This window comes from Caldimonas tepidiphila (assembly GCF_003569765.1).
GTDB classification, from domain to species: domain Bacteria; phylum Pseudomonadota; class Gammaproteobacteria; order Burkholderiales; family Burkholderiaceae_C; genus Caldimonas; species Caldimonas tepidiphila.
Map to the genome: position 1 here is coordinate 13,162 of NZ_QXMG01000064.1, position 19,423 is coordinate 32,584.

Annotated in this window: 19 protein-coding genes; 14 read left to right on the forward strand and 5 right to left on the reverse strand. The window is 70.4% G+C overall.

The features are described from left to right. Positions 1-10: 10 nt before the first annotated feature. Positions 11-730, reverse strand: a complete 720-nt coding sequence (locus tag D3A59_RS21400) for a FadR/GntR family transcriptional regulator (RefSeq protein WP_119157360.1) — start codon at positions 728-730, stop codon at positions 11-13. Positions 731-732: 2 nt separating this feature from the next. Beyond that, positions 733-1,740: a zinc-binding alcohol dehydrogenase family protein gene (locus D3A59_RS21405; protein WP_119157361.1), complete on the reverse strand. Its 1,008-nt coding sequence runs from the start codon at positions 1,738-1,740 to the stop codon at positions 733-735. A gap of 227 nt (positions 1,741-1,967) precedes the next feature. Here D3A59_RS21405 and D3A59_RS25560 point away from each other — a divergent pair, with 227 nt between their 5' ends. After that, positions 1,968-2,144: a hypothetical protein gene (locus tag D3A59_RS25560; RefSeq protein ID WP_157991621.1), complete on the forward strand. Its 177-nt coding sequence runs from the start codon at positions 1,968-1,970 to the stop codon at positions 2,142-2,144. Between the two features lie 19 nt (positions 2,145-2,163). Here the strand turns inward: D3A59_RS25560 and dctP are convergent, their stop codons facing one another. After that, entirely contained in the window at positions 2,164-3,165 is a 1,002-nt protein-coding gene (dctP, locus tag D3A59_RS21410; protein WP_157991622.1) for a TRAP transporter substrate-binding protein DctP, read from the reverse strand. Between the two features lie 230 nt (positions 3,166-3,395). Here dctP and D3A59_RS21415 point away from each other — a divergent pair, with 230 nt between their 5' ends. Both D3A59_RS21415 and D3A59_RS21420 read left to right on the forward strand, forming a co-directional pair. Further along, a complete protein-coding gene (locus D3A59_RS21415) occupies positions 3,396-4,343 on the forward strand; it encodes a sugar kinase (protein ID WP_119157363.1) in 948 nt (315 codons plus the stop codon). 36 nt (positions 4,344-4,379) lie between these two features. Then, positions 4,380-5,624 (forward strand): MFS transporter, encoded by a 1,245-nt coding sequence (locus D3A59_RS21420; RefSeq protein WP_119157364.1) that lies wholly within the window; start codon positions 4,380-4,382, stop codon positions 5,622-5,624. Between the two features lie 217 nt (positions 5,625-5,841). On the opposite strand, the gene D3A59_RS21425 is transcribed toward D3A59_RS21420, so the two are convergent. Together D3A59_RS21425 and D3A59_RS21430 are read right to left on the reverse strand one after the other, a co-directional pair. Further along, complete coding sequence (locus D3A59_RS21425; protein WP_119157365.1) at positions 5,842-6,876, reverse strand: porin; 1,035 nt, start codon at positions 6,874-6,876, stop codon at positions 5,842-5,844. 271 nt (positions 6,877-7,147) lie between these two features. After that, positions 7,148-7,480: a cupin domain-containing protein gene (locus D3A59_RS21430; protein WP_119157366.1), complete on the reverse strand. Its 333-nt coding sequence runs from the start codon at positions 7,478-7,480 to the stop codon at positions 7,148-7,150. Positions 7,481-7,710: 230 nt separating this feature from the next. On the opposite strand from D3A59_RS21430, the gene kduI reads away from it, so the two are divergent. The 11 genes from kduI to eda form a co-directional block, all read left to right on the forward strand. Continuing rightward, positions 7,711-8,547 carry a 5-dehydro-4-deoxy-D-glucuronate isomerase gene (gene kduI / locus D3A59_RS21435; RefSeq protein ID WP_119157367.1) on the forward strand — a complete coding sequence of 279 codons (837 nt, stop codon included), beginning with the start codon at positions 7,711-7,713 and terminating at the stop codon, positions 8,545-8,547. A gap of 22 nt (positions 8,548-8,569) precedes the next feature. Next, positions 8,570-9,331, forward strand: a complete 762-nt coding sequence (kduD, locus tag D3A59_RS21440) for a 2-dehydro-3-deoxy-D-gluconate 5-dehydrogenase KduD (RefSeq protein ID WP_119157368.1) — start codon at positions 8,570-8,572, stop codon at positions 9,329-9,331. A gap of 151 nt (positions 9,332-9,482) precedes the next feature. Further along, complete coding sequence (locus D3A59_RS21445) at positions 9,483-10,370, forward strand: carbohydrate ABC transporter permease (protein WP_119157369.1); 888 nt, start codon at positions 9,483-9,485, stop codon at positions 10,368-10,370. Then, complete coding sequence (locus D3A59_RS21450) at positions 10,367-11,272, forward strand: carbohydrate ABC transporter permease (RefSeq protein ID WP_119157370.1); 906 nt, start codon at positions 10,367-10,369, stop codon at positions 11,270-11,272. Before D3A59_RS21445 ends, D3A59_RS21450 begins: the two co-directional genes overlap by 4 nt. Positions 11,273-11,276: 4 nt before the next feature. Then, a complete protein-coding gene (locus tag D3A59_RS21455; RefSeq protein WP_119157371.1) occupies positions 11,277-12,407 on the forward strand; it encodes an ABC transporter ATP-binding protein in 1,131 nt (376 codons plus the stop codon). 52 nt (positions 12,408-12,459) lie between these two features. Next, positions 12,460-13,755, forward strand: a complete 1,296-nt coding sequence (locus D3A59_RS21460) for an ABC transporter substrate-binding protein (protein ID WP_119157372.1) — start codon at positions 12,460-12,462, stop codon at positions 13,753-13,755. Between the two features lie 127 nt (positions 13,756-13,882). Then, positions 13,883-15,037, forward strand: coding sequence for an oligogalacturonate lyase family protein (locus D3A59_RS21465; RefSeq protein ID WP_119157373.1), 1,155 nt, complete (start codon positions 13,883-13,885; stop codon positions 15,035-15,037). Positions 15,038-15,107: 70 nt separating this feature from the next. Beyond that, entirely contained in the window at positions 15,108-16,463 is a 1,356-nt protein-coding gene (locus D3A59_RS21470) for a pectate lyase family protein (RefSeq protein ID WP_119157374.1), read from the forward strand. 29 nt (positions 16,464-16,492) lie between these two features. Next, positions 16,493-17,884, forward strand: coding sequence for an MATE family efflux transporter (locus tag D3A59_RS21475; protein WP_119157375.1), 1,392 nt, complete (start codon positions 16,493-16,495; stop codon positions 17,882-17,884). Between the two features lie 71 nt (positions 17,885-17,955). Beyond that, a complete protein-coding gene (kdgR, locus tag D3A59_RS21480; protein WP_119157376.1) occupies positions 17,956-18,783 on the forward strand; it encodes a DNA-binding transcriptional regulator KdgR in 828 nt (275 codons plus the stop codon). A gap of 97 nt (positions 18,784-18,880) precedes the next feature. Continuing rightward, positions 18,881-19,423 (forward strand): bifunctional 4-hydroxy-2-oxoglutarate aldolase/2-dehydro-3-deoxy-phosphogluconate aldolase (gene eda / locus D3A59_RS21485; RefSeq protein WP_119157377.1); only part of this gene is annotated, 543 nt, incomplete at its 3' end.

Genomic DNA, 19,423 nt, shown 5'->3' on the forward strand with positions numbered 1-19,423 from the left:
GTGAAGGGGCTCAGCGCGCGAGCGGCTCGCACTCGGGCGCGGTGGGCCACGCGGCGGCGAAGCGGTCGTGCGAGTTCTGCAGGTGCGCGTGCATCGCGGCGCTGGCGCCCGCCGGGTCGTGCGCGGCGATCGCGTCGACCACCGCCTGGTGCTCGGCCAGCGCGGTGCGCCAGCTCGGCTCGTTCTCGAAGTGCTGGCCGAGCTGCTGGAACAGCGGGTTGTTGCGCTCGTCGAACAGCTCGCTGACGATGCGCAGCAACGGGCCGTTGTCGGCCGCCTCGGCGATGCGCACGTGGAACAGCCGGTCGGCGCGCAGCGGCATCTCGCCGCGCCCGATCGCCGCATCCATCAGCGCGAGCGACTCGCGCAGCCCGTCGAGCTGCGCCCGGTTCATCGAGCTCGCGGCGATCGCCGCCATCTGGCACTCGACCACCTGGCGCGCGCGGATGATCTCGAAGGGGCCGAAGGCGTTGTCGAGCCGGGGGCTCGGTTCGCTGTCGCTCTCCAGCACGTGGATGCCGGAGCCCACGCGCACCTCTACCAGGCCCTCGACCTCGAGCGCGATCAGCGCCTCGCGCACCGAGGGCCGCGACACGCCGAACTGCGTCGCGAGCTCGCGCTCGGGCGGCAGGCGCGAGCCGACCGGGAACTCGCCGCTGCGGATCAGCGCGCGCAGCTGGTCGGCGATCTGGCGGTAGAGCCGGCGGGGTTCGATGCTCTGGATCGGCATGGTCACAGCTCCACCAGCGCCTTGATCGCGCCGGCCGCGGGGTCGGCGAGCTCGGCGAAGCGTTCGGGCAGCTCGTCGAAGGCGAGCCGGTGCGTGGCCAGCAGCGCGGTCGGCACGCGGCCGGCGCGCATCTCGCGCAGCACGCGCTCGAAGTCCTGCGGCGCGGCGTTGCGGCTGGCCAGCAGCGTCATCTCGCGCTTGTGGAACTCGGGGTCGCTGAAGCGGATGTCGCTCGCCACCACGGAGATCAGCACGTAGCTGCCGCCGTGCGCGACGAGCTCGAAGCCGCGCTCCATCGCGCCCGGGTTGCCGGTGGCGTCGAACACGGTCTCGAAGAACTCGCCGCCGGTGCGCGCCGACAGCGCCGCGAGGTCCTCGTCGCCGAGCCGAACCGTGTGCAGCCCGAGCTGCTCGCGGCAGAAGGCGAGGCGGTCCTCGCGCAGGTCGAGCACCGTGACCTCGGCGCCGTCGAGCCGCGCGAAGATCGCCGCGGCCAGCCCGATCGGGCCGGCGCCGACCACCAGCGCGTGGCGGCCGGGCTCGAGCCGCGCGCGGCGCACCGCGTGCGCGCCGATGGCGAGGAACTCGATCATCGCGGCCTCGTCGAGGCCGATGCCGTCGGCGCGGTGCACGAAGGCCTGCGGCACCGCGACCTGCTCGGCCAGCGCGCCGTCGACGTGCACGCCGAGCACCTTCAGCGCGGTGCAGCAGTTGGGCTTGTCGCGCCGGCAGGCGAGGCAGCTGCCGCAGGACAGGTAGGGCCGCACGTAGACCGCATCGCCCGCGCGCAGCGCGCTGCCCTCGGGCGCCTCGATCACCTCGCCGGAGAACTCGTGGCCCATCACGCGCGGGTAGCTCAGGTAGGGCTGGCGGCCGGCGTAGATGTGCAGGTCGGTGCCGCACACGCCGACGCGGCGCACCCGCAGCAGCACCTCGTCGGCGCCGCGCTGCGGCACGGGCCGCTGCCGCAGCACCAGGGCTCCGGGCCGATCGCAGACGATGGTTTTCATGTTCAAGAGGACAAGTGGTAAGGCCAATTGACCTTGACGATAGGCAAGGCGGCAGGCACCGGCAAGCGGGAACAAACCCTGCCGGGGAAAACCCGCTGCCCCGCTGCCCCGCAGCGCGGGCGGCGCTCGCGGCCCTCAAGTCCTCGCCGCGGCGGCCGATATCGGACGAGGCGGGGCCGCAGGCGCCGCCTCGCCGCTACCGGCCGCTCGCTTTCGAACCACCGACCATGCTGATCGCCGCCCTCATCGTCTTCGTCGTCCTGGCCACGCTGCTCGCCGTCGGGCTGCTGCGCGGCGGGGGGCGCCTGGACGAGGGCGAGGAGGAGCCGGACGCGTGGCGCGATGCGCGGGACGAGGACCGGGCGGACGGCGAGCCCGGCCGGGGCGTGCCGCGGCGGGATTGAGCCCGCGCGGGCAGCGCGATCAGCGCTGCGCCATTCCCGCCAGGATCAGGCTCAGCGCCTGCACGCTCACGCTGTCCTTGGCGCTCCACAGCGGCTCGTAGAGCGACTTCAGGCGCCGCACCATCGGGCCGTAGTCCTTGCAGTCGTAGAACTTCACGCCCTCCTTCTCCAGCCGCGCCTGGGTCTCGCGCACGCGCCGGTTCCACTCCTCGCGCATGTGCAGCGCCGACTGCCGGCCCGCCAGCAGCAGCGCCTGCTGCTGCTCCTTCGTGAACTCGTTCCAGGCCTTCTTGCCGATGACGAGCATCTCGGGTGTCACCAGGTGGCGCGTGAAGGTGTAGTGCGGCGCGAGCTTGTAGTGCCCGGTGGATTCGTAGGAGGGCAGGTTGTTCTCGGCGCCGTCGACCCGGCCCTCCTCGAGCGCGCGGTAGACGTCCTTGAAGGGCAGCGGCACCGCGTGCGCGCCCATGCGCTCGACCATGTCGATGTGCGTGCGGGTGGTGCCGACGCGCAGCTTCACGTCCTTGAACTCGTGCACGCTGTCCAGCGGACGGCTGCGGTGGTAGAAGTTGCGCGTGCCGCCGTCGTACCAGCCGAGCAGGATGACGCCGGCCTTCTCGAGCTCGCCCGCGAGCAGCTCGCCGAGCGGCCCGTCGAGCAGCGCGAACATGCGCGCGCTGTCGTGGAACATGTAGGGCATGCCCAGCACGCGCAGCGCCGGCACCTTCTCGCCGTAGCCGACCAGGCCCGTCACCGCGAAGTCGATCTCGCCGGAGGCGAGCTTGTCGAGCACCTGCCCCTGCGGGCCGAGCTCCGAGTCGGGATACACCCGCGCGGTGTGCGCGCCCTTCGTCACGGCGGCCACCGCGGCGGCGAAGCGCTGCATGCCCTGGTTCACCGGGTAGCCATCGGCATGCACGCTCCAGCCCTTGAACTCGCGCGCCTGCACGGGCGGGGCGGCTTGCAGCAGCGCGGCCGCGGCCAGCAGCCAGGGAACGGCGCGTCGGGGACGGATTCGCATCGTCGCTTCCTTCTCTCGATTCATGTTTCGCGGGCCCTGCGGCCGCAGCGCGCGGCGGGGACCGGCATCTCGGGGGGGGTGGGGACGGTCGTCAGAACCGGAAGGACGGCCGGCGCAGGCAGCGGCAGGCTGCACGGGGGGAGGGGAGACCCGGGGAATGCCGGGTCCCTGCTTGCGCCGGGTCTAGATAGAATATCGAAACATTGTTTCAAAAGTTGTAAGGGGAATCCATGAAACCGGTCCGACGCGTCGCGTTGTTCGGCGAGTGCATGCTCGAGCTGCAGGGGGAGGCCTTCGGCGAGATGCGCCAGACCTTCGGCGGAGACACGCTCAACACCGCCGTCTACCTCGCCCGCTGCGGCGCGGCGCGCGGCGTGTCGGCGAGCTACGCCACCGGGCTCGGCGAGGACCGCCTCAGCGAGGGCATGCTGCAGCGCTGGGCCGAGGAGGGCATCGGGCTGGAGCTGGTGCGGCGCATCCCGGGGCGCATGCCGGGGCTGTACCTGATCGAGGTCGACGCGCGCGGCGAGCGCAGCTTCAGCTACTGGCGCGACACCAGCGCCGCGAAGGCCTACTTCGACGCCTTCTCGACGCCGCTGGAGGCGGCGGCCGACAGCCTCGACGCGCTCTACCTGAGCGGCATCAGCCTGGCGATCCTGCCGGTGGCGGGGCGCGAGCGGCTGTACGCGCTGATGCGGCAGATGCGCGAGCGCGGCGCGACGGTGGTGTTCGACAACAACTACCGCCCGCGCCTGTGGGCGACGCGCGAGGAGGCGCAGCAGGCCTTCGCGCGCGCCTATGCGCTGTCGGACATCGCGCTCGTCACCGCCGAGGACGAGCAGGCGCTGCACGGGCTGCCCGACGCCGACGCGGCGGTGGCGCACGCGCTGGCGCTGCCGAGCGCGGAGGTGGTGGTCAAGCGCGGCGGCGGCACGACGCTGGTGCGCCGTGCCGGCGAGGCGCTGGTGGAGGTGCCGGCCGAGCGCGTCGCGCAGGTGGTCGACACCACCGCCGCGGGCGACTCCTTCGCCGGCGGCTACCTGAGCGTGAGGCTCACCGGCGGCTCGGTGCGCGAGGCCGCGAGCCTCGGCAACCGGCTCGCCGCGACGGTGATCCAGCACCGCGGCGCGCTGATCCCGCGCGAGGCGATGGCTGCGCTGATGCAGCCCGCGGCGTGAGCCTCTCCGCCGCGCGGCACGCTTCCCGTCCCCGCGATGCCTGAGGGCCGCCCGGTGGCGGCCGCCCCGCTTTCCGGCGCCTCGCAGGCCCCGGCGCTGCGCAACCTCGCGTGGCTGGACGCCTTGGCGCTGAGCCGCAACCTGATGTTCGCGGTGCCGGTGCTGGTGCCGTTCTGGCGCGGCAGCGGGCTCGGCATGACCGAGCTGATGCTGCTGCAGTCCTACTTCTCGGTGCTGGCGGTGGCGCTGGAGGTGCCCACCGGCATGCTGGCCGACCGCTTCGGCCGCCGCCTCAGCCTGCTCGCCGGCATGGCGGCGCTCGCCGCGGCGGTCGGCACCTATGCGGTCGGGCACAGCCTCGCGATCTTCCTCGTCGCCGAGACGCTGTTCGCGCTCGGGCATGCGCTCACCTCCGGCGCCGACGTCGCGCTGCTGCACGACAGCCTGCAGGCAGGCGGCCGGGGCGGGGACTACGCGCGCCGCTTCGGCCGCTACCAGGCGCTGCAGCTCGCCGCGGGCGCGGCCTCGAGCCTGCTCGGCGGCTGGTGGTGCGCCGACGACCCGCGGCTCGGCTGGTGGCTGACGCTGCCGGTGCTGCTGCTCGGGCTGTGGCCGTGCTGGCGGCTGGTCGAGCCGCGGCCGATCGCGCGGGAGGCGGCCGGGGGCGCCTCGTCCTGGCGCGATCTGCTGCCGCTGCTGCGCGAGCCCTCGCTGCGCGCGCTGCTGCTGCTCGGCGCCGGCACCTGGGGCCTGAACCGCGCGGTGCAGTGGCTGCTGCAGCCCTATTTCGAGCAGGCCGGGCTCGGCCTGGAGGCCTTCGGCGCGCTGCTGGCCGGCGGCATGCTGCTCGCCGCGCTGGCCAGCCAGCTCAGCGGCGCGGCGCTGGCGCGGCTCGGTGCGCGGCGCATGGGGCTGGGGCTCGTGCTGCTGGCCGGGCTCGCCTTCGCCGCGATGGCCTGGGCGCAGGGCCGCCCCGGCATCGCGCTGCCGGTGGGGCTCGCGGCGCTGGCGGCGCAGCAGCTCGTCGCGGGCAGCGTGCACACCCTCTACACCACCGCGCTGAACCAGCGGCTGCCGGACGCGCTGCGCGCCACCGGCCTGTCGATGCAGGCGCTGCTCGGCACCGCCGCCTATGCCGGCTCGATCCCGCTGCTCGGCCTCACGGCCGACTCGGCCGGGCTGGGCGCGGCGCTGGCGCTGCTCGCGGCGCTGGTCGCCTCGCTGCTGCTGCCGCTGTGGGCCCGCGCCCGGGCGGCGCTCGCGGCGACCGCCTCGCACTGAAGCGCGCGTCCGGCGCGAGCCACGCGCCGCCTGGCGAGCTTCGCGAGCGCGCCGCTTCGTCCTTCGTCCCGGGCCGGGGCTGCCGGCCACGTCCCGGCTTTCCCCGCCCCGCCGGTCGCATCCCTGCAGGCGGCTGCCCGCGTCGCCGGTGCGCCGCAAGCGAAAAGGCCCTCGCGCCTGCACGCGAGGGCCTGCCGGTTCAGGACCGGGGCGGGGCTCAGAAGTTGTGACGCACCGCCACTTCGTAGCCGTTGGCCGAGAAGTCGGTCGCCTGGGCGCCGGCGGCGTTGAAGCTCTTGAGCTGCTCGCGCACCGCCGACAGGTTGATCGAGGTGCGCTTGCTCAGCGGGTAGTGGTAGCCGATACCGAGGCGGTCGCTGTCGCGGTCGCCGGCGAAGGTGCCGGCGTTGTTGATGCGCTCCTCGTCGATGCGGCGGAACGACACGCGCGCCTCGCCCGGGCCGGCCGGGATGCGCGCGCCGACCGTGAAGACGGTGGACGAGCCCTGGTCGTTCTGGCCGAGGTCGTTGGTGCGGGCATAGGTGAAGGAGGGCCGCACGAAGCCGAGGTCGTAGGCGCCGGCCAGCGTCGCGGTCTTCATCGAGTTGCTAGCGGTCGTGAAGATCGCGTCCTGCTCCACCTGGTAGGTGGTGGCCAGCACCAGCTTGCCCATCGCGTAGTCGAGGTGGAAGCCGGCCGCGTCGTGGCGCGTCGCCGCGCTGCCGCGCGGGGCCATCGCAAGGCCGCCCGTGAAGCCGGCGAGCTTCGGCGTGGTGTAGTAGACGGCGCCGTCCCACTTCGCCGCGCCGCGCGCGGTGCGGCTGCCGTTGCCGGCATAGGAGTCGCCGCCGAAGGCCTCGAAGCGGCCGTTCACGCCCAGGTTGTCGGCCGGCGAGCTCTGGCGGCCGAGCTGCACCTTGCCGAGCGTCTTGCTCGCCAGGCCGACCCAGGCCTTGTCCTTCCAGAACACGTTGCCGTCGACCATGCCGCTGACGCCGAGGAAGCGGTGCTCGAGCTGGAAATAGGCCGAGTTGCCGCCGCCGAGGTCCTCGGTCCCCATGAAGCCGATGCGGCCCGTGGAACTGTCGGCGAGGGAAGTCGCGGTGTCTCCCGACGTGAGCAGGTTGACGGGCGCCTTGCGCACGCCCAGGTCGACGCGGCCGTACACGGTCACGTTCGACGCCTGGGCCTGCACGGCACCGCAGAAGGCGGCCGCGGCGGCGGCGACGACGGCGAGTTGCATCTTGTTCATGGGGAAATCTCCTCTGGTATGGACGACATCGGTCTCGTGGCCGTGCGCATTCCTGGCGCGCGCGGCCACTTCTGGACAGGCGCTCCCGTCGATGTCCCGGGGGCGCGCTTGGGTCGGGTCGGATGGAATCGGCGGCCGTGCGGAGGACGGCCGCGGTCGGGGGGCGTGGCGGCAGGGCCAGGCCCCCGGCAGGGCGCGCGGAGGGCGCCGGGGTGGAGCGGGGCGGGCGGCACCGCAGGGCGCCGCTCGCCGGGAACCTCAGTTCAGGGCGTCAGAGGTAGTCCTCGCGGCAGGGCGAGAACTGGTCCAGCAGGGTGCTGTCGGCCTCGAGCGCGACCACGCCGTGGCGGCAGTGCCGCGGCGCGATGAAGGCGTCGCCGGCGCGCAGCACGCGCTTGACGCCGTCGATCTCGGCCTCGAAGGAGCCCGACACCACGTAGGCGATCTGGTCGTGCACATCGTGCGAGTGCACCTCGCCGACGGCCCCCTTGTCGAAACGGACCAGCACCGCCATCAGCTCCGCGGTGTGGCCGACGACCTTGCGGCGGATGCCGCCGCCGAGGTCGGTCCAGGGCGTCTCTGCGCCGTAGAAGAAGGGGCTCATCGGATCTCCTCTTGGAGCCAAAATCTGAAACAGCGTTTCAGTTTGGGCTTGTGAAACATCAAGTTGCGTGTACTATAGAGCCCAGAAGATTTTTGAAACAGTGGTTCATGGAAGAAGAACCGTGTTTTTGGGGAAAGTACCTAGATCCTGTCAGCGCGGCGCCACATGCCGCGGGGGCAGGAAGGGGCCGCCACCTGGCTGCGCCCTGACGCCACAGCAAAGGAGCAAAGATGGAGATCCGACAGCCGATCCACAGCGACCACGCCAAGACGCTCGACACCACCGGCCTGCGCGAGCAGTTCCTGGTCGAGAGCATCTTCCGTCCCGACGAGGCGACGCTGACCTACAGCCAGATCGATCGCATCATCGTCGGCGGCATCATGCCGGTGACGAAGGCGGTGACCTTCTCGCCGGAGCTGGGCAAGCACACCGGCACCGACTACTTCCTGCAGCGCCGCGAACTCGGCCTGATCAACATCGGCGGCGCGGCCGTCGTGCTGGTGGACGGCCGCACCTTCGAGGTCGGCCCCAAGGAGGCGCTCTACATCGGCCAGGGCGCCAAGGAGGTCGCGTTCCGCAGCGCCGACTCCGCGCAGCCCGCCAAGCTCTACTTCAACTGCGCGCCCGCGCACACCAGCTACCCGCACAAGAAGGTGACGCTGGCCGAGGCCTCGCCCGAGACGCTCGGCGACCCGAAGACCAGCAACCGCCGCACGATCTACAAGTTCCTCGTGCCCGACGTGCTGCCGACCTGCCAGCTGCTGATGGGCATGACCGAGCTGGAGGAGGGCAGCCTGTGGAACACGATGCCCTGCCACACGCACGACCGCCGCATGGAGGTCTACTTCTACTTCGGCATGTCGGACAACGCGGTGGTCTTCCACATGCTCGGCCAGCCGCAGGAGACGCGCCACCTCGTGGTGCGCAACGAGCAGGCGGTGATCTCGCCGAGCTGGTCGATCCACTCGGGCGTGGGCACGCAGGCCTACACCTTCATCTGGGGCATGGTCGGCGAGAACCAGGTCTTCAAGGACATGGACCACGTGCCCATGACCGCGCTGCGCTGAATCTCCCAGAAAGGCTCACCCAATGATCCTCGAACAGTTCAGCCTCGCCGGCAAGGTCGCCATCGTCACCGGTTGCGACACCGGGCTCGGCCAGGGCATGGCCCGCGCGCTGGCCCAGGCCGGCGCCGACATCGTCGGCGTCAACGTCTCCGAGCCGCGCGACACCGCCGCGCAGGTGGAGGCGCTCGGGCGCAGCTTCCTCGACCTGCGCGCCAACCTCGCCGAGACCGGCTGCATCGAAGGCCTCGTCAAGGAGGCGGTGCGCGTGTGCGGCCGCGTCGACATCCTGATCAACAACGCCGGCATCATCCGCCGCGAGGACGCGATCAAGTTCTCCGAGAAGGACTGGGACGATGTCATGGACATCAACCTCAAGTCGGTGTTCTTCTTCTCGCAGGCGGTGGCGCGCCAGTACATCGCCCAGGGCCGCGGCGGCAAGATCATCAACGTCGCCTCGATGCTGTCCTTCCAGGGCGGCATCCGCGTGCCGTCCTACACCGCGTCCAAGAGCGGCGTGATGGGCATCACGCGGCTGATGGCCAACGAGTGGGCCTCGCACGGCATCAACGTCAACGCGATCGCGCCGGGCTACATGGCCACCAACAACACCGCCGCGCTGCGCGCCGACGAGAGCCGCAACCAGGCCATCCTCGAGCGCATCCCGGCCGGCCGCTGGGGCAAGCCCGACGACCTCGCCGGCCCGGTGGTGTTCCTCGCCTCCGACGCCTCGTCCTACGTCAACGGCTACACCATCGCGGTGGACGGGGGTTGGCTCGCCCGCTGACGGCGACGCCGGCCCTCGCGGCCGGACAACGACACCAAGAGCGCCGCCGCGCCTCTCGCGGCGGCGCCGGAGACACCCCGGCGCGGGCCTTCGCCCCGCGCCGGGAGCCAAGGTCCGGGCCTGACGCCCGGCCTCTGGAAAGAGATCAACCATGTACGAGAACAAGCGTCTGGGATTCTTGTTCGTGCTGCCCTTCGTCCTGGGCGTGCTCGGATTCAAGCTGTTCCCCTTCGTGATGAGTTTCGCGCTGAGTTTCACCCAGTACGACATCATCAATCCGCCCGAATATGTCGGGCTCGAGAACTACAAGGAACTGTTCGGCAGCGACGACCTGTTCCGCAAGTCGCTCGGCGTGACCGTGGCCTTCGTGGCGCTCACCGTGCCGCTGCGGCTCGCGTTCGCGCTCTTCATCGCGCACGTGCTGAACTTCAAGCTGCGCGGCATCAATTTCTTCCGCTCGGCCTATTACCTGCCCTCCATCCTCGGCGGCTCGATCGCCGTGTCGGTGCTGTGGCGCTTCATCTTCTCGCAGAACGGCCTCGTCAACATCGTGCTCGCCAAGCTCGGCATCGAGCCGATCGCGTGGCTGGCCGACGAGCACTACTCGCTGTGGACGATCGTGCTGCTCAACGTGTGGCAGTTCGGCTCGGCGATGGTGATCTTCCTGGCCGCGCTGCAGAACGTGCCGACCTCGCTGTACGAGGCCGCCGAGATCGACGGCGCGTCGAAGTGGCAGCAGTTCTTCCGCATCACGGTGCCGCTGATCACGCCGGTGATCTTCTTCAACCTGATCATGCAGACCGTCAACGCCTTCCAGGAGTTCAACGGCCCCTACATGGTCACCGAGGGCGGCCCGATGCACGCGACCTACCTGCTGTCGCTCTACATCTACGACCAGAGCTTCAAGTTCTTCAACCTTGGCTACGGCAGCGCCATCTCCTGGGTGATGTTCGCGCTCGTCGTGTCGCTGTCGGCGATCTCGTTCTGGACCTCGAAGTACTGGGTCTTCTATTCCGGTGAGAAGGAGCAAAAGCGATGAGCGCGGTGATCGACCAACTGCCCGGCTCGGGCCTGGCCTCGAACGCCGAGGCGCTGCGCACGCGCCGCCGCGAGCAGATCAGCTCCGCCGTGCGCTACGTCATCCTGATCGCGGTGGGGCTCCTGATGCTCTACCCGATGATCTGGCTGGTGGGCGCCTCGTTCAAGAGCAACTCGGAGATCTTCACCGAGGTCGGCTTCTGGCCCTCGCGGCTGGACTTCACCGCCTACGTCAAGGGCTGGAAGACCAGCACCGAGTACACCTTCGCGACCTACTTCCTGAACTCGTTCGCGATCGTCATCCCGCGCATCATCGTCACGGTGATCTCCTGCGTGCTGGTGGCCTACGCGTTCGCGCGCTTCGATTTCTGGGGCAAGAAGGTGCTGTTCAGCATCATGGTGGCGACGATGATGCTGCCGCACATCATCCTGCGCATCCCGCAGTACCTGATGTTCAAGGAGTTCGGCTGGATCGACACCTACGCGCCGCTGATCGTGCCCTCGGCCTTCGCGACCGACACCTTCTTCGTGTTCCTGCTGGTGCAGTTCCTGCGCGGCATCCCGCGCGACATGGAGGAGGCGGCGCAGATCGACGGCTGCAACGCGCTGCAGCTGCTCTGGTACATCGTCGTGCCGCTGCTCAAGCCCGCGATCATCTCGGTCATCGTGTTCCAGTTCATCTGGACCATGAACGACTTCATGGGCCCGCTCATCTACCTGTCCACGGTCGAGAACTACCCCGTGTCGCTGGCGCTCAAGATGAGCATCGGCGCCACCGAGGAGGTCGAGTGGGCCAGCGTCATCGCGATCTCCGTCGTCGCGCTGCTGCCCTCCATCGCAGTGTTCTTCGCTGCCCAACGTCATTTCATCGAAGGCGCCGCATCCAGCGGTATCAAGGGGTGATCCCATGGCCCAACTGAGCCTCAACAAGATCGAGAAGGTCTATCCCAACGGTTTCAAGGCGGTGCACGGCGTCGACCTCGAAGTGCGCGAAGGCGAGTTCATGGTCTTCGTCGGCCCCTCGGGCTGCGCCAAGAGCACGCTGCTGCGCATGATCGCGGGCCTCGAGAGCATCTCCGGCGGCGAGCTGCGCATCGGCGGTACCGTGGTGAACAACCTCGCCCCGAAGCAGCGCGGCATCGCGATGGTGTTCCAGAACTACGCGCTGTATCCGCACATGAAGGTCTACGACAACCTGGCCTTCGGACTCAAGCTCGCCGGCACGAAGAAGGCCGAGATCGACGCCCGGGTGCGCGAGGCGGCCAAGCTGCTGGAGATGGACCACCTGCTCGACCGCTACCCGAAGCAGCTCTCGGGCGGCCAGGCGCAGCGCGTCGCGGTCGGCCGCGCCATCGTCAAGCACCCCGGCGTGTTCCTGTTCGACGAGCCGCTGTCGAACCTCGACGCCAAGCTGCGCGCGTCGATGCGCGTGCGCCTGACCGAGCTGCACCGCACGCTGCGCGAGAAGGGCCGTGCCTCGACCGTCGTCTACGTCACGCACGACCAGGTCGAGGCGATGACGATGGGCGAGCGCATCTGCGTGCTCAAGGACGGCACGATCCAGCAGGTCGACACGCCCACCGCGCTCTACGACCGCCCCGCCAACGCCTTCGTCGCGAGCTTCATCGGCTCGCCCGAGATGAACCTGCGCGAGGCGCTGGTCGAGGAGTGCGGCGCGGGCCTCGCGCTGGCCGTCGGCGGCGCGAGCCTGCCGCTGCCCGACGAGAAGGCCGCGCGGCTGCGCCCGCTGCTGGGCCGCAAGGTGAAGTTCGGCCTGCGCCCGGAGCACATCACCGCCGGCAGCGTCAAGGACGTGCCGGTGACGGAGGTCGAGGGCGTGCTGCGCTTCGTCGAGCACATGGGCAGCGAGGTGTTCGTGCACTTCGACCTCGGCGGCGTGCCGTTCACGAGCCGCATCCCCTCCGACCAGCTCTGCGGCGTCGAGCACAAGCAGCGCGGCGACACGCACCGCTTCGGCTTCCAGATGACGCTCAGCCACGCCTTCGACAACGACAGCGGCCTCAACCTGTACCTCTGAGCCCGCCCCTCCTTTCCTTCGACAACGACCTGAAAAGACCGAGGAGACCGACATGAAGAGACGCACCACCCTGATGGCCGCCGCCGCACTGGCGCTCGGCATGGCCGCACCGCTCGCACAGGCGCAGGAGCAGACGCTGCGCTTCTCGTGGTGGGGCGGCGGCGAGCGCCACGAGGCGACGCTCAAGGCCATCGCCGCGTTCGAGGCCAAGAACCCCGGCGTGAAGATCAAGGCCGAGTACATGGGCTTCGCGGGCTACCTGGAGCGGCTGACGACGCAGATCGCCGGCGGCACCGAGCCCGACATCATGCAGATCAACTGGGCCTGGCTGTCGATGTTCTCGAAGGGCGGCGAGGGCTTCCACGACCTCAACAAGAACAAGGGCCTGCTCGCGCTGAACCAGTTCTCCGACGAGGAGCTGAAGATGGGCACCGTGCAGGGCAAGCTCAACGGGCTGCCGGCGTCCTACACCGCGCGCATCTTCCTGTGGAACAAGGCGAGCTTCGACCGCGCGGGCGTGCCGCTGCCGACCACCTGGGACCAGCTCTTCGCCGCGGGCAAGACCTTCCAGGCCAAGCTCGGCGACAAGGCCTACGTGATCGACGGCGAGCTCTACGACATGATCCTGCTGTCGCAGACCTACATCCACCAGAAGTACGGCACGCCCTACGTCAGCCCGACCGCGCCGAAGGTGGCGATGAGCCAGCAGGCGGTGCTCGAGTGGGTGCAGACCTACAAGAAGCTGGTCGACAACCGCGTCGCCGTGCCGCTGCCGGTGCGCGCGAGCCTGGGCGGCGCCGAGAAGCCCACCGAGCAGCAGCCCGACTGGGTCACCGGCCAGTGGGCCGGCAACTACACCTGGGACTCGGTGCTGCGCCTGCGCGAGAGCACGCTCGACAAGAACCAGAAGCTCGAGATCGGCGAGTTCCTCACGCTGCCGGGCGCGAAGAACACCGGCATGTTCGGCCGCCCCGCGCTGATGTTCTCGGTCAGCAAGCGCAGCAAGCACCCGGAGACGGCGGCGAAGTTCCTGAACTTCCTGCTTACCGATCCGGAGGCCGCGCGCATCCTGGGCCTGACGCGCGGCGTGCCCGCCGCCGACAGCCAGTTCCACACGCTGGTCAAGGAGAACCGCCTCGCGCCGCTGGAGCTCCGCGCCTTCCTGCAGATCAAGAAGCAGAAGGAGGACGGCAACATCGACCTGCCGTCGCCGCTGTTCGAGAACGCGCGCTTCCAGAAGTTCATGCGCGAGGTGTTCGAGACCGTGGCCTACGGCAAGACCAGCGAGCAGGACGCGGCACGCCGCCTCTACGAGGAGGGCAACGCGCTGCTCAACCGCATCAAGTGAGCGGGGCGTTCCGCCCACGATTTGCCTCCGGGGATCGGGGTCCGTCCCCGACCCGTTTGCCGGCCGCGGGCCCCCGGGCCCCGGCCGGGCTTTTCTCACCCTCCCCCCGCTGCGGCGCTTCCACCCCATGAGCAAGAACACCGTCCGGCAACTCGCCTTCCACACCACGCAGGACCGCGACACCGGTGCGCGCGTCACCCGGCTCACGCCCACCGACGTCACCTGCCACCGCAACTACTTCTACCAGAAGTGCTTCACGAACGACGGCGGCAAGCTGCTGTTCGGCGCCGAGTTCGGCCCCGGCACCGACTGGAACTACCACCTCCTGGACCTGGAGTCGCAGACCGCGCTGCAGCTCACCGACCAGGGCGGCGAGAACACCTTCGGCGGCTTCCTGAGCCCCGATGACCGGCACCTGTACTTCGTGCGCGCCGAGCGCCAGCTGATTCGCCTCGACCTGCGCTCGCTCGCCGAGGAGGTGGTCTACACGGTGCCCGAGGACTGGGTCGGCTACGGCACCTGGGTCGCGAACTCGGCCTGCACCAAGATGGTCGGCATCGAGATCCGCAAGAGCGACTGGTTCCCGCTGTCGGACTGGCAGAAGTTCCGCGAGATGTTCTTCGCCAAGCCGCGCTGCCGCATGATCCGCATCGACCTCGCCACCGGCGCGCGCGACGTGATCCACGAGATCGACGGCTGGCTCGGCCACCCGCAGTACCGCCCCTTCGACGACAACACGGTGGCGTTCTGCCACGAGGGCCCGCACGACCTGATCGATGCGCGCATGTGGTTCTGCGACGAGGACGGCTCCAACGTGCGCTGCGGCAAGGAGCACGCCGACGGCGAGAGCTGCACGCACGAGTTCTGGGTGCCGGACGGCTCGGCGATGATCTACGTCTCCTACCTCAAGGGCCACAAGGAGCGCTGGATCTGCTCGCTCGACCCGGTGACGCTGCAGAACAAGCGCCTGACGGCGATGCCGCCGTGCTCGCACCTGATGAGCAACCACGACGGCTCGCTGATCGTCGGCGACGGCTGCGCGACGCCGGCCGACGTGGACGACACCGGCGGCTACCAGGTCAAGAACGATCCCTACCTGCACCTGTTCGACCTGAAGGCGGGCACCGAGCGAGCGATCGCGCGGCACGACAGCTCCTGGCGCGTCTACAAGGAGAACCGCCAGGTCACGCACCCGCACCCGTCCTTCACCCCCGACGGCCGCCAGGTGCTCTACACCTCCGACGTCGAGGGCGAGCCGGCGATCTACCTGGCCGACCTGTAAGCGGTCCGCCACACAAGGAGAACGGGCCGCCCCCGGGCGGTCCCGTCGCATTCCCCCAGAGGAGACATCCATGAACCAATCCCTGCGCCGCGCGGCCGGCGTCCTGCCGCGGGCCCGTGCGGGCGTGCTGGCGCTGATCGCCGCCGGCCTGCTGGCCGCCTGCGCGAGCCCCGGCGGCACGCCCTCCGCCGCCACCGACCTCGGCCGCGAGACGCTGGCCGCCGACGACGGCTGGGCCGCCGCCGAGAGCGGCACCTGGGGCGGCGCCGACGCGCGCCCCGAGCATGTCTACGAGGTGCGCAACCGCGCCGAGCTGGTCGCGGCGCTGGCGCTCGGCCAGGCCGGCGGCGCGCCGTCGAACTCGCCCAAGATCGTCAAGGTGCGCGGCACGATCGACCTGAGCGTCGACGACGCCAACCGCCCGCTCGGCTACGCGGACTACCGCGACCCGGCCTTCGACTTCGACGCCTACCTGAAGGCCTACGACCCGGCCACCTGGGGCAAGAAGCCGGTCGAGGGGCCGCTCGAGGAGGCGCGCAAGCGCTCGGCGCAGCGCCAGGCGGCGCGCACCACGATCCGCGTGCCGTCCAACACCACGATCGTCGGCGTCGGCCGCGACGCGCGCATCGTGCACGGCATGCTGCTGCTCGAGAAGGTCGAGAACGTCATCGTCCGCAACATCCACTTCGAGGACGCCTACGACCACTTCCCGGCCTGGGACCCGAAGGACAACGCCGGCGGCGAGTGGAACTCGGAGTACGACAACGTCTCGCTGCGCGGCGCGACCAACGTCTGGATCGACCACTGCACCTTCAGCGACGGCGCGCGTCCCGACCACACCGCGCGCACCGCGCTCGGGCGCCGCATGCAGCACCACGACGGCCAGCTCGACATCACGCTGCAGTCCAACCACGTCACGGTCTCGTGGAACCACTTCAGGGACCACGACAAGACCAACCTGGTCGGCGGCAGCGACTCGATCAAGGCCGACGACGGCAAGCTCAAGGTGACCTTCCACCACAACCTGTGGGAGGGCACCAAGGAGCGCGCGCCGCGGGTGCGCTACGGCGAGGTGCACGTCTACAACAACCTCTACGTGGCCGACAGCCGGCCGCCGATGGGCTACGGCTACTCGATCGGCGTGGGCTTCAACTCGCGCGTGTTCAGCGAGAACAACGTCTGGGAGGCGAGCCCCGACGTGCGCGCGACCGCGCTCGTGAAGCTGTGGAAGGGCAGCACCTTCTTCGACCGCGGCAGCCTGCTCAACGGCCGCCCGGTGGACCTGTTCGCATCGCTGCAGGAGGCCAACCCCACCGCGACGCTGAGCCGCGAGGTGGGCTGGCAGCCGCGCCTGCACGGCAAGATCGACGACGCGGCCGACGTCGCGCGCCGCGTGCGCGCCTCGGCCGGCGCCGGGCGGCTCTGAGCGCAGCGCAGGACCCGAGTCGCCCGGGGATGCCTTCGCACCGCCTCCTGCCGCACTGGCTGCGCGCCGGCCGCCTGCTCGTGAGGCGGCACGCGGGGCGGCCGCGCGGCGCCTGGTCGCTGGCCACGCCGGTCCTGTTCCAGGAGCTGGCGATGGTGCTCAGCGGCGCCGTCGTGCTGTGGCTCGCCAGCCATCTCGGCGCCAGCGCGGTGGCGGCCATCGGCATGATCGACGCGCTCGGCAACCTGCTGCACGCGCTGTTCACCGCGCTCGCGATCGGCGCCACCGTCACGGCGGCGCACTGCGTCGGCGCGCGCCGCGAGGGCGAGCTGCCCGCGGTGGCCGGCAGCGGCCTGCTGCTCGGGCTGGGCGCGGGCGGGCTGCTGGCGCTCGTGCTGTGGTTCACGCGCCCCGCCTGGATCGCGCTGATCATGCCGGGCGTCGAGCCCGCGGTCAGCGAGCAGGCCGACGACTACTTCCGCTGGCTGATCCTCGCCGACCTGCCCACCGGCGGCGTGCTGGTGGCCTGCGGGCTGCTGCGCGGCATGGGCCGCACCGCCGCGGCCACCCGGATCAACGTGGTGATGAACCTGCTGCACGTCGCGCTGGGTGCCGGGCTGATGCACCTCGCCGGCTGGGGCGTCTCGGGCGCGGGCGCGGCGCTGCTCGCCGCCCGCGTCGCGGCGCTGCTGCTCGCGCTGCACCTGCTGCGGCGCGCGCTGGCCCCGGCGCCGGGCCAGCTCCACGGCCCGCGGCTCTCGGTGGAGCGTCGCTACCTGCGCTCCATCGCGCGCGTGGGCTGGCCCGCGGCGCTCGAGTCGAGCTTCTTCCACGTCGGCAAGCTCATCACGCAGTCGATGGTGGCGGGCCTGGGCACGACCGCGATGGCGGCGAACTTCATCGCCTTCTCGGTGGCCGCGCTGATGAACATCCCCGGCAACGCGCTCGGCGTGGCGGCGACCACGCTGGTCGGCCAGCGCCTAGGGGCCCGCGACACGCAGGGCGCGCGGCGCAAGCTGCTCGCGCTGGTGCGCAGCGCCACGCTCGCGCTCAGCACGCTCGCCGCGCTGGTGCTGCCCTTCGCGTCGCCGCTGGTCGGCCTGTTCGGCCGCGACCCGGAGGTGATGCGCCACGCGTCGCGCCTCATCATGCTGAACTGCCTGTTCATGCCGGTGTGGGCGCTGTCCTTCGTGCTGCCGGCCGGACTGCGCGGCGCCGGCGACACGCGCTATGCGATGTGGGTCGCCACCGCCGGCATGTGGCTGTTCCGCATCGCCACCGGCTACCTGCTCGGCATCGTGCTGGGCCTGGGCGTCGTGGGGATCTGGTTCGGCATGTTCGCCGACTGGGTGGTGCGGGGCCTGCTGTTCTGGCGCCGGGCCCGCGGTGACCGTTGGACACGTCACAGTCTTCTCGGGTAATCAGTCCGTTGGGCATGGCAAACCTGCAAGAATGACTGTCTGAAACGCCATATCAAGGGAACCGAAACATCATGGACGACAATTCGTTCGATTCGAAGCAGCCGGAATCGGTCGCGGCAGTCCTGAAGGTCTTCGCGATCCTGCAGGCGCTGTCCGAGCGCAACGAGACCGGGATCTCGGACCTGTCGGTGCGGCTCGCGATGCCGAAGGCGACCGTCTACCGTTTCCTGCAGACGATGAAGACGCTCGGCTACGTGCGGCAGGAGACCGACAGCGAGCGCTACGGCCTGACGATGAAGGTGTTCGAGCTCGGCACCAAGGCGCTGCAGTACCCCGACCTGGTGGAGCTCGCCAAGCTGCCGATGCAGATGCTGTCGGACCGCACCGGCGAGACCATCCATCTCGGCATGCTGATCGACAGCGAGATCATCTACGTGCACAAGGTCGATTCGCGCCACAGCCTCGGCATGTACTCGCGCGTCGGCCGCCGGGCGCCGATCCACTGCACCGCGATCGGCAAGGTGCTGCTCGCGTGGGAGGACGCCGCGCGGCGCGACCAGGTGCTGGCCGGCGCGGAGTTCAGGAAGTTCCGCGACAACACCATCACGACGCCCGCGGCCTTCATGGCCGAGCTCGACCGCACGCGCGAGCAGGGCTTCGGCGAGGACCGCGAGGAGTTCGACGAGCACATCCGCTGCATCGGGGTGCCGATCTTCGACCGCCTCAACCAGGCGGTCGCCGGGCTGAGCATCTCCTTCCCGACCTTCCGCTACGACGAGGCGCGCAAGCCGGAGATCTTCGGGATGCTGCGCGACGCCAGCCGCACGATCTCGCAGCAGCTCGGCTGCACCAGTTTCCCGCTGGACCCGCCCGAGGAGCCGGCCCGGGGCCGGCGCTGAGGCGCGCGGCGCGCCGGCAGGGGAGGCCGGGGGCGGGAGCGCCCCGGCGGCGCCGCGCCCACGAACGACGAACGACGAAGAGGAAGGAATCCATCCGATGAACCCGATCGAACTGGCCGCGCACGGCCCGGTGATCCCCGTGATCGTGCTCGAGCGCGTCGAGCACGCGGTGCCGCTGGCCGAGGCGCTGGTCGCCGGCGGCGTGAAGGTGCTGGAGGTGACGCTGCGCACCGCGGCGGCGCTGCAGTGCATCGAGGCGATCGCGCGCGCGGTGCCGCAGGCCGTGGTCGGCGCCGGCACCGTGCGCACGGCCGCGGACGCGCAGGCCGCCATGGACGCGGGCAGCCGCTTCGCGGTCAGCCCCGGCTACACGGCGAGTCTCGGCGAGACCTGCCGCCGCATCGGACTGCCGCTGCTGCCGGGCGTGTCGACCGCGAGCGAGGTGATGGCCGCCAACGACGACGGCCTGGACTTCCTGAAGCTCTTCCCGGCGACGGCCGTCGGCGGCATCCCGCTGCTGAAGGCGCTCGCCGGCCCCTTCCCGGACGTGAGGTTCTGCCCGACCGGCGGCATCACGCCGGAGAACGCGCCGCAGTTCCTCGCGCTGCCCAACGTCGCGGTGTGCGGCGGCTCGTGGCTG

Coding starts and splice junctions, on each gene's coding strand:
- D3A59_RS21405 (WP_119157361.1), bottom strand. CDS start 1,740: ATGAAAACCATCGTCTGCGATCGGCCCGGAGCCCTGGTGCTGCGGCAG.
- D3A59_RS25560 (WP_157991621.1), top strand. CDS start 1,968: ATGCTGATCGCCGCCCTCATCGTCTTCGTCGTCCTGGCCACGCTGCTC.
- kdgR (WP_119157376.1), top strand. CDS start 17,956: ATGGACGACAATTCGTTCGATTCGAAGCAGCCGGAATCGGTCGCGGCA.
- D3A59_RS21415 (WP_119157363.1), top strand. CDS start 3,396: ATGAAACCGGTCCGACGCGTCGCGTTGTTCGGCGAGTGCATGCTCGAG.
- kduD (WP_119157368.1), top strand. CDS start 8,570: ATGATCCTCGAACAGTTCAGCCTCGCCGGCAAGGTCGCCATCGTCACC.
- D3A59_RS21460 (WP_119157372.1), top strand. CDS start 12,460: ATGAAGAGACGCACCACCCTGATGGCCGCCGCCGCACTGGCGCTCGGC.
- D3A59_RS21445 (WP_119157369.1), top strand. CDS start 9,483: ATGTACGAGAACAAGCGTCTGGGATTCTTGTTCGTGCTGCCCTTCGTC.
- D3A59_RS21450 (WP_119157370.1), top strand. CDS start 10,367: ATGAGCGCGGTGATCGACCAACTGCCCGGCTCGGGCCTGGCCTCGAAC.
- D3A59_RS21425 (WP_119157365.1), bottom strand. CDS start 6,876: ATGAACAAGATGCAACTCGCCGTCGTCGCCGCCGCCGCGGCCGCCTTC.
- dctP (WP_157991622.1), bottom strand. CDS start 3,165: ATGCGAATCCGTCCCCGACGCGCCGTTCCCTGGCTGCTGGCCGCGGCC.
- D3A59_RS21400 (WP_119157360.1), bottom strand. CDS start 730: ATGCCGATCCAGAGCATCGAACCCCGCCGGCTCTACCGCCAGATCGCC.
- D3A59_RS21455 (WP_119157371.1), top strand. CDS start 11,277: ATGGCCCAACTGAGCCTCAACAAGATCGAGAAGGTCTATCCCAACGGT.
- D3A59_RS21430 (WP_119157366.1), bottom strand. CDS start 7,480: ATGAGCCCCTTCTTCTACGGCGCAGAGACGCCCTGGACCGACCTCGGC.
- D3A59_RS21465 (WP_119157373.1), top strand. CDS start 13,883: ATGAGCAAGAACACCGTCCGGCAACTCGCCTTCCACACCACGCAGGAC.
- D3A59_RS21475 (WP_119157375.1), top strand. CDS start 16,493: ATGCCTTCGCACCGCCTCCTGCCGCACTGGCTGCGCGCCGGCCGCCTG.
- D3A59_RS21420 (WP_119157364.1), top strand. CDS start 4,380: ATGCCTGAGGGCCGCCCGGTGGCGGCCGCCCCGCTTTCCGGCGCCTCG.
- kduI (WP_119157367.1), top strand. CDS start 7,711: ATGGAGATCCGACAGCCGATCCACAGCGACCACGCCAAGACGCTCGAC.
- D3A59_RS21470 (WP_119157374.1), top strand. CDS start 15,108: ATGAACCAATCCCTGCGCCGCGCGGCCGGCGTCCTGCCGCGGGCCCGT.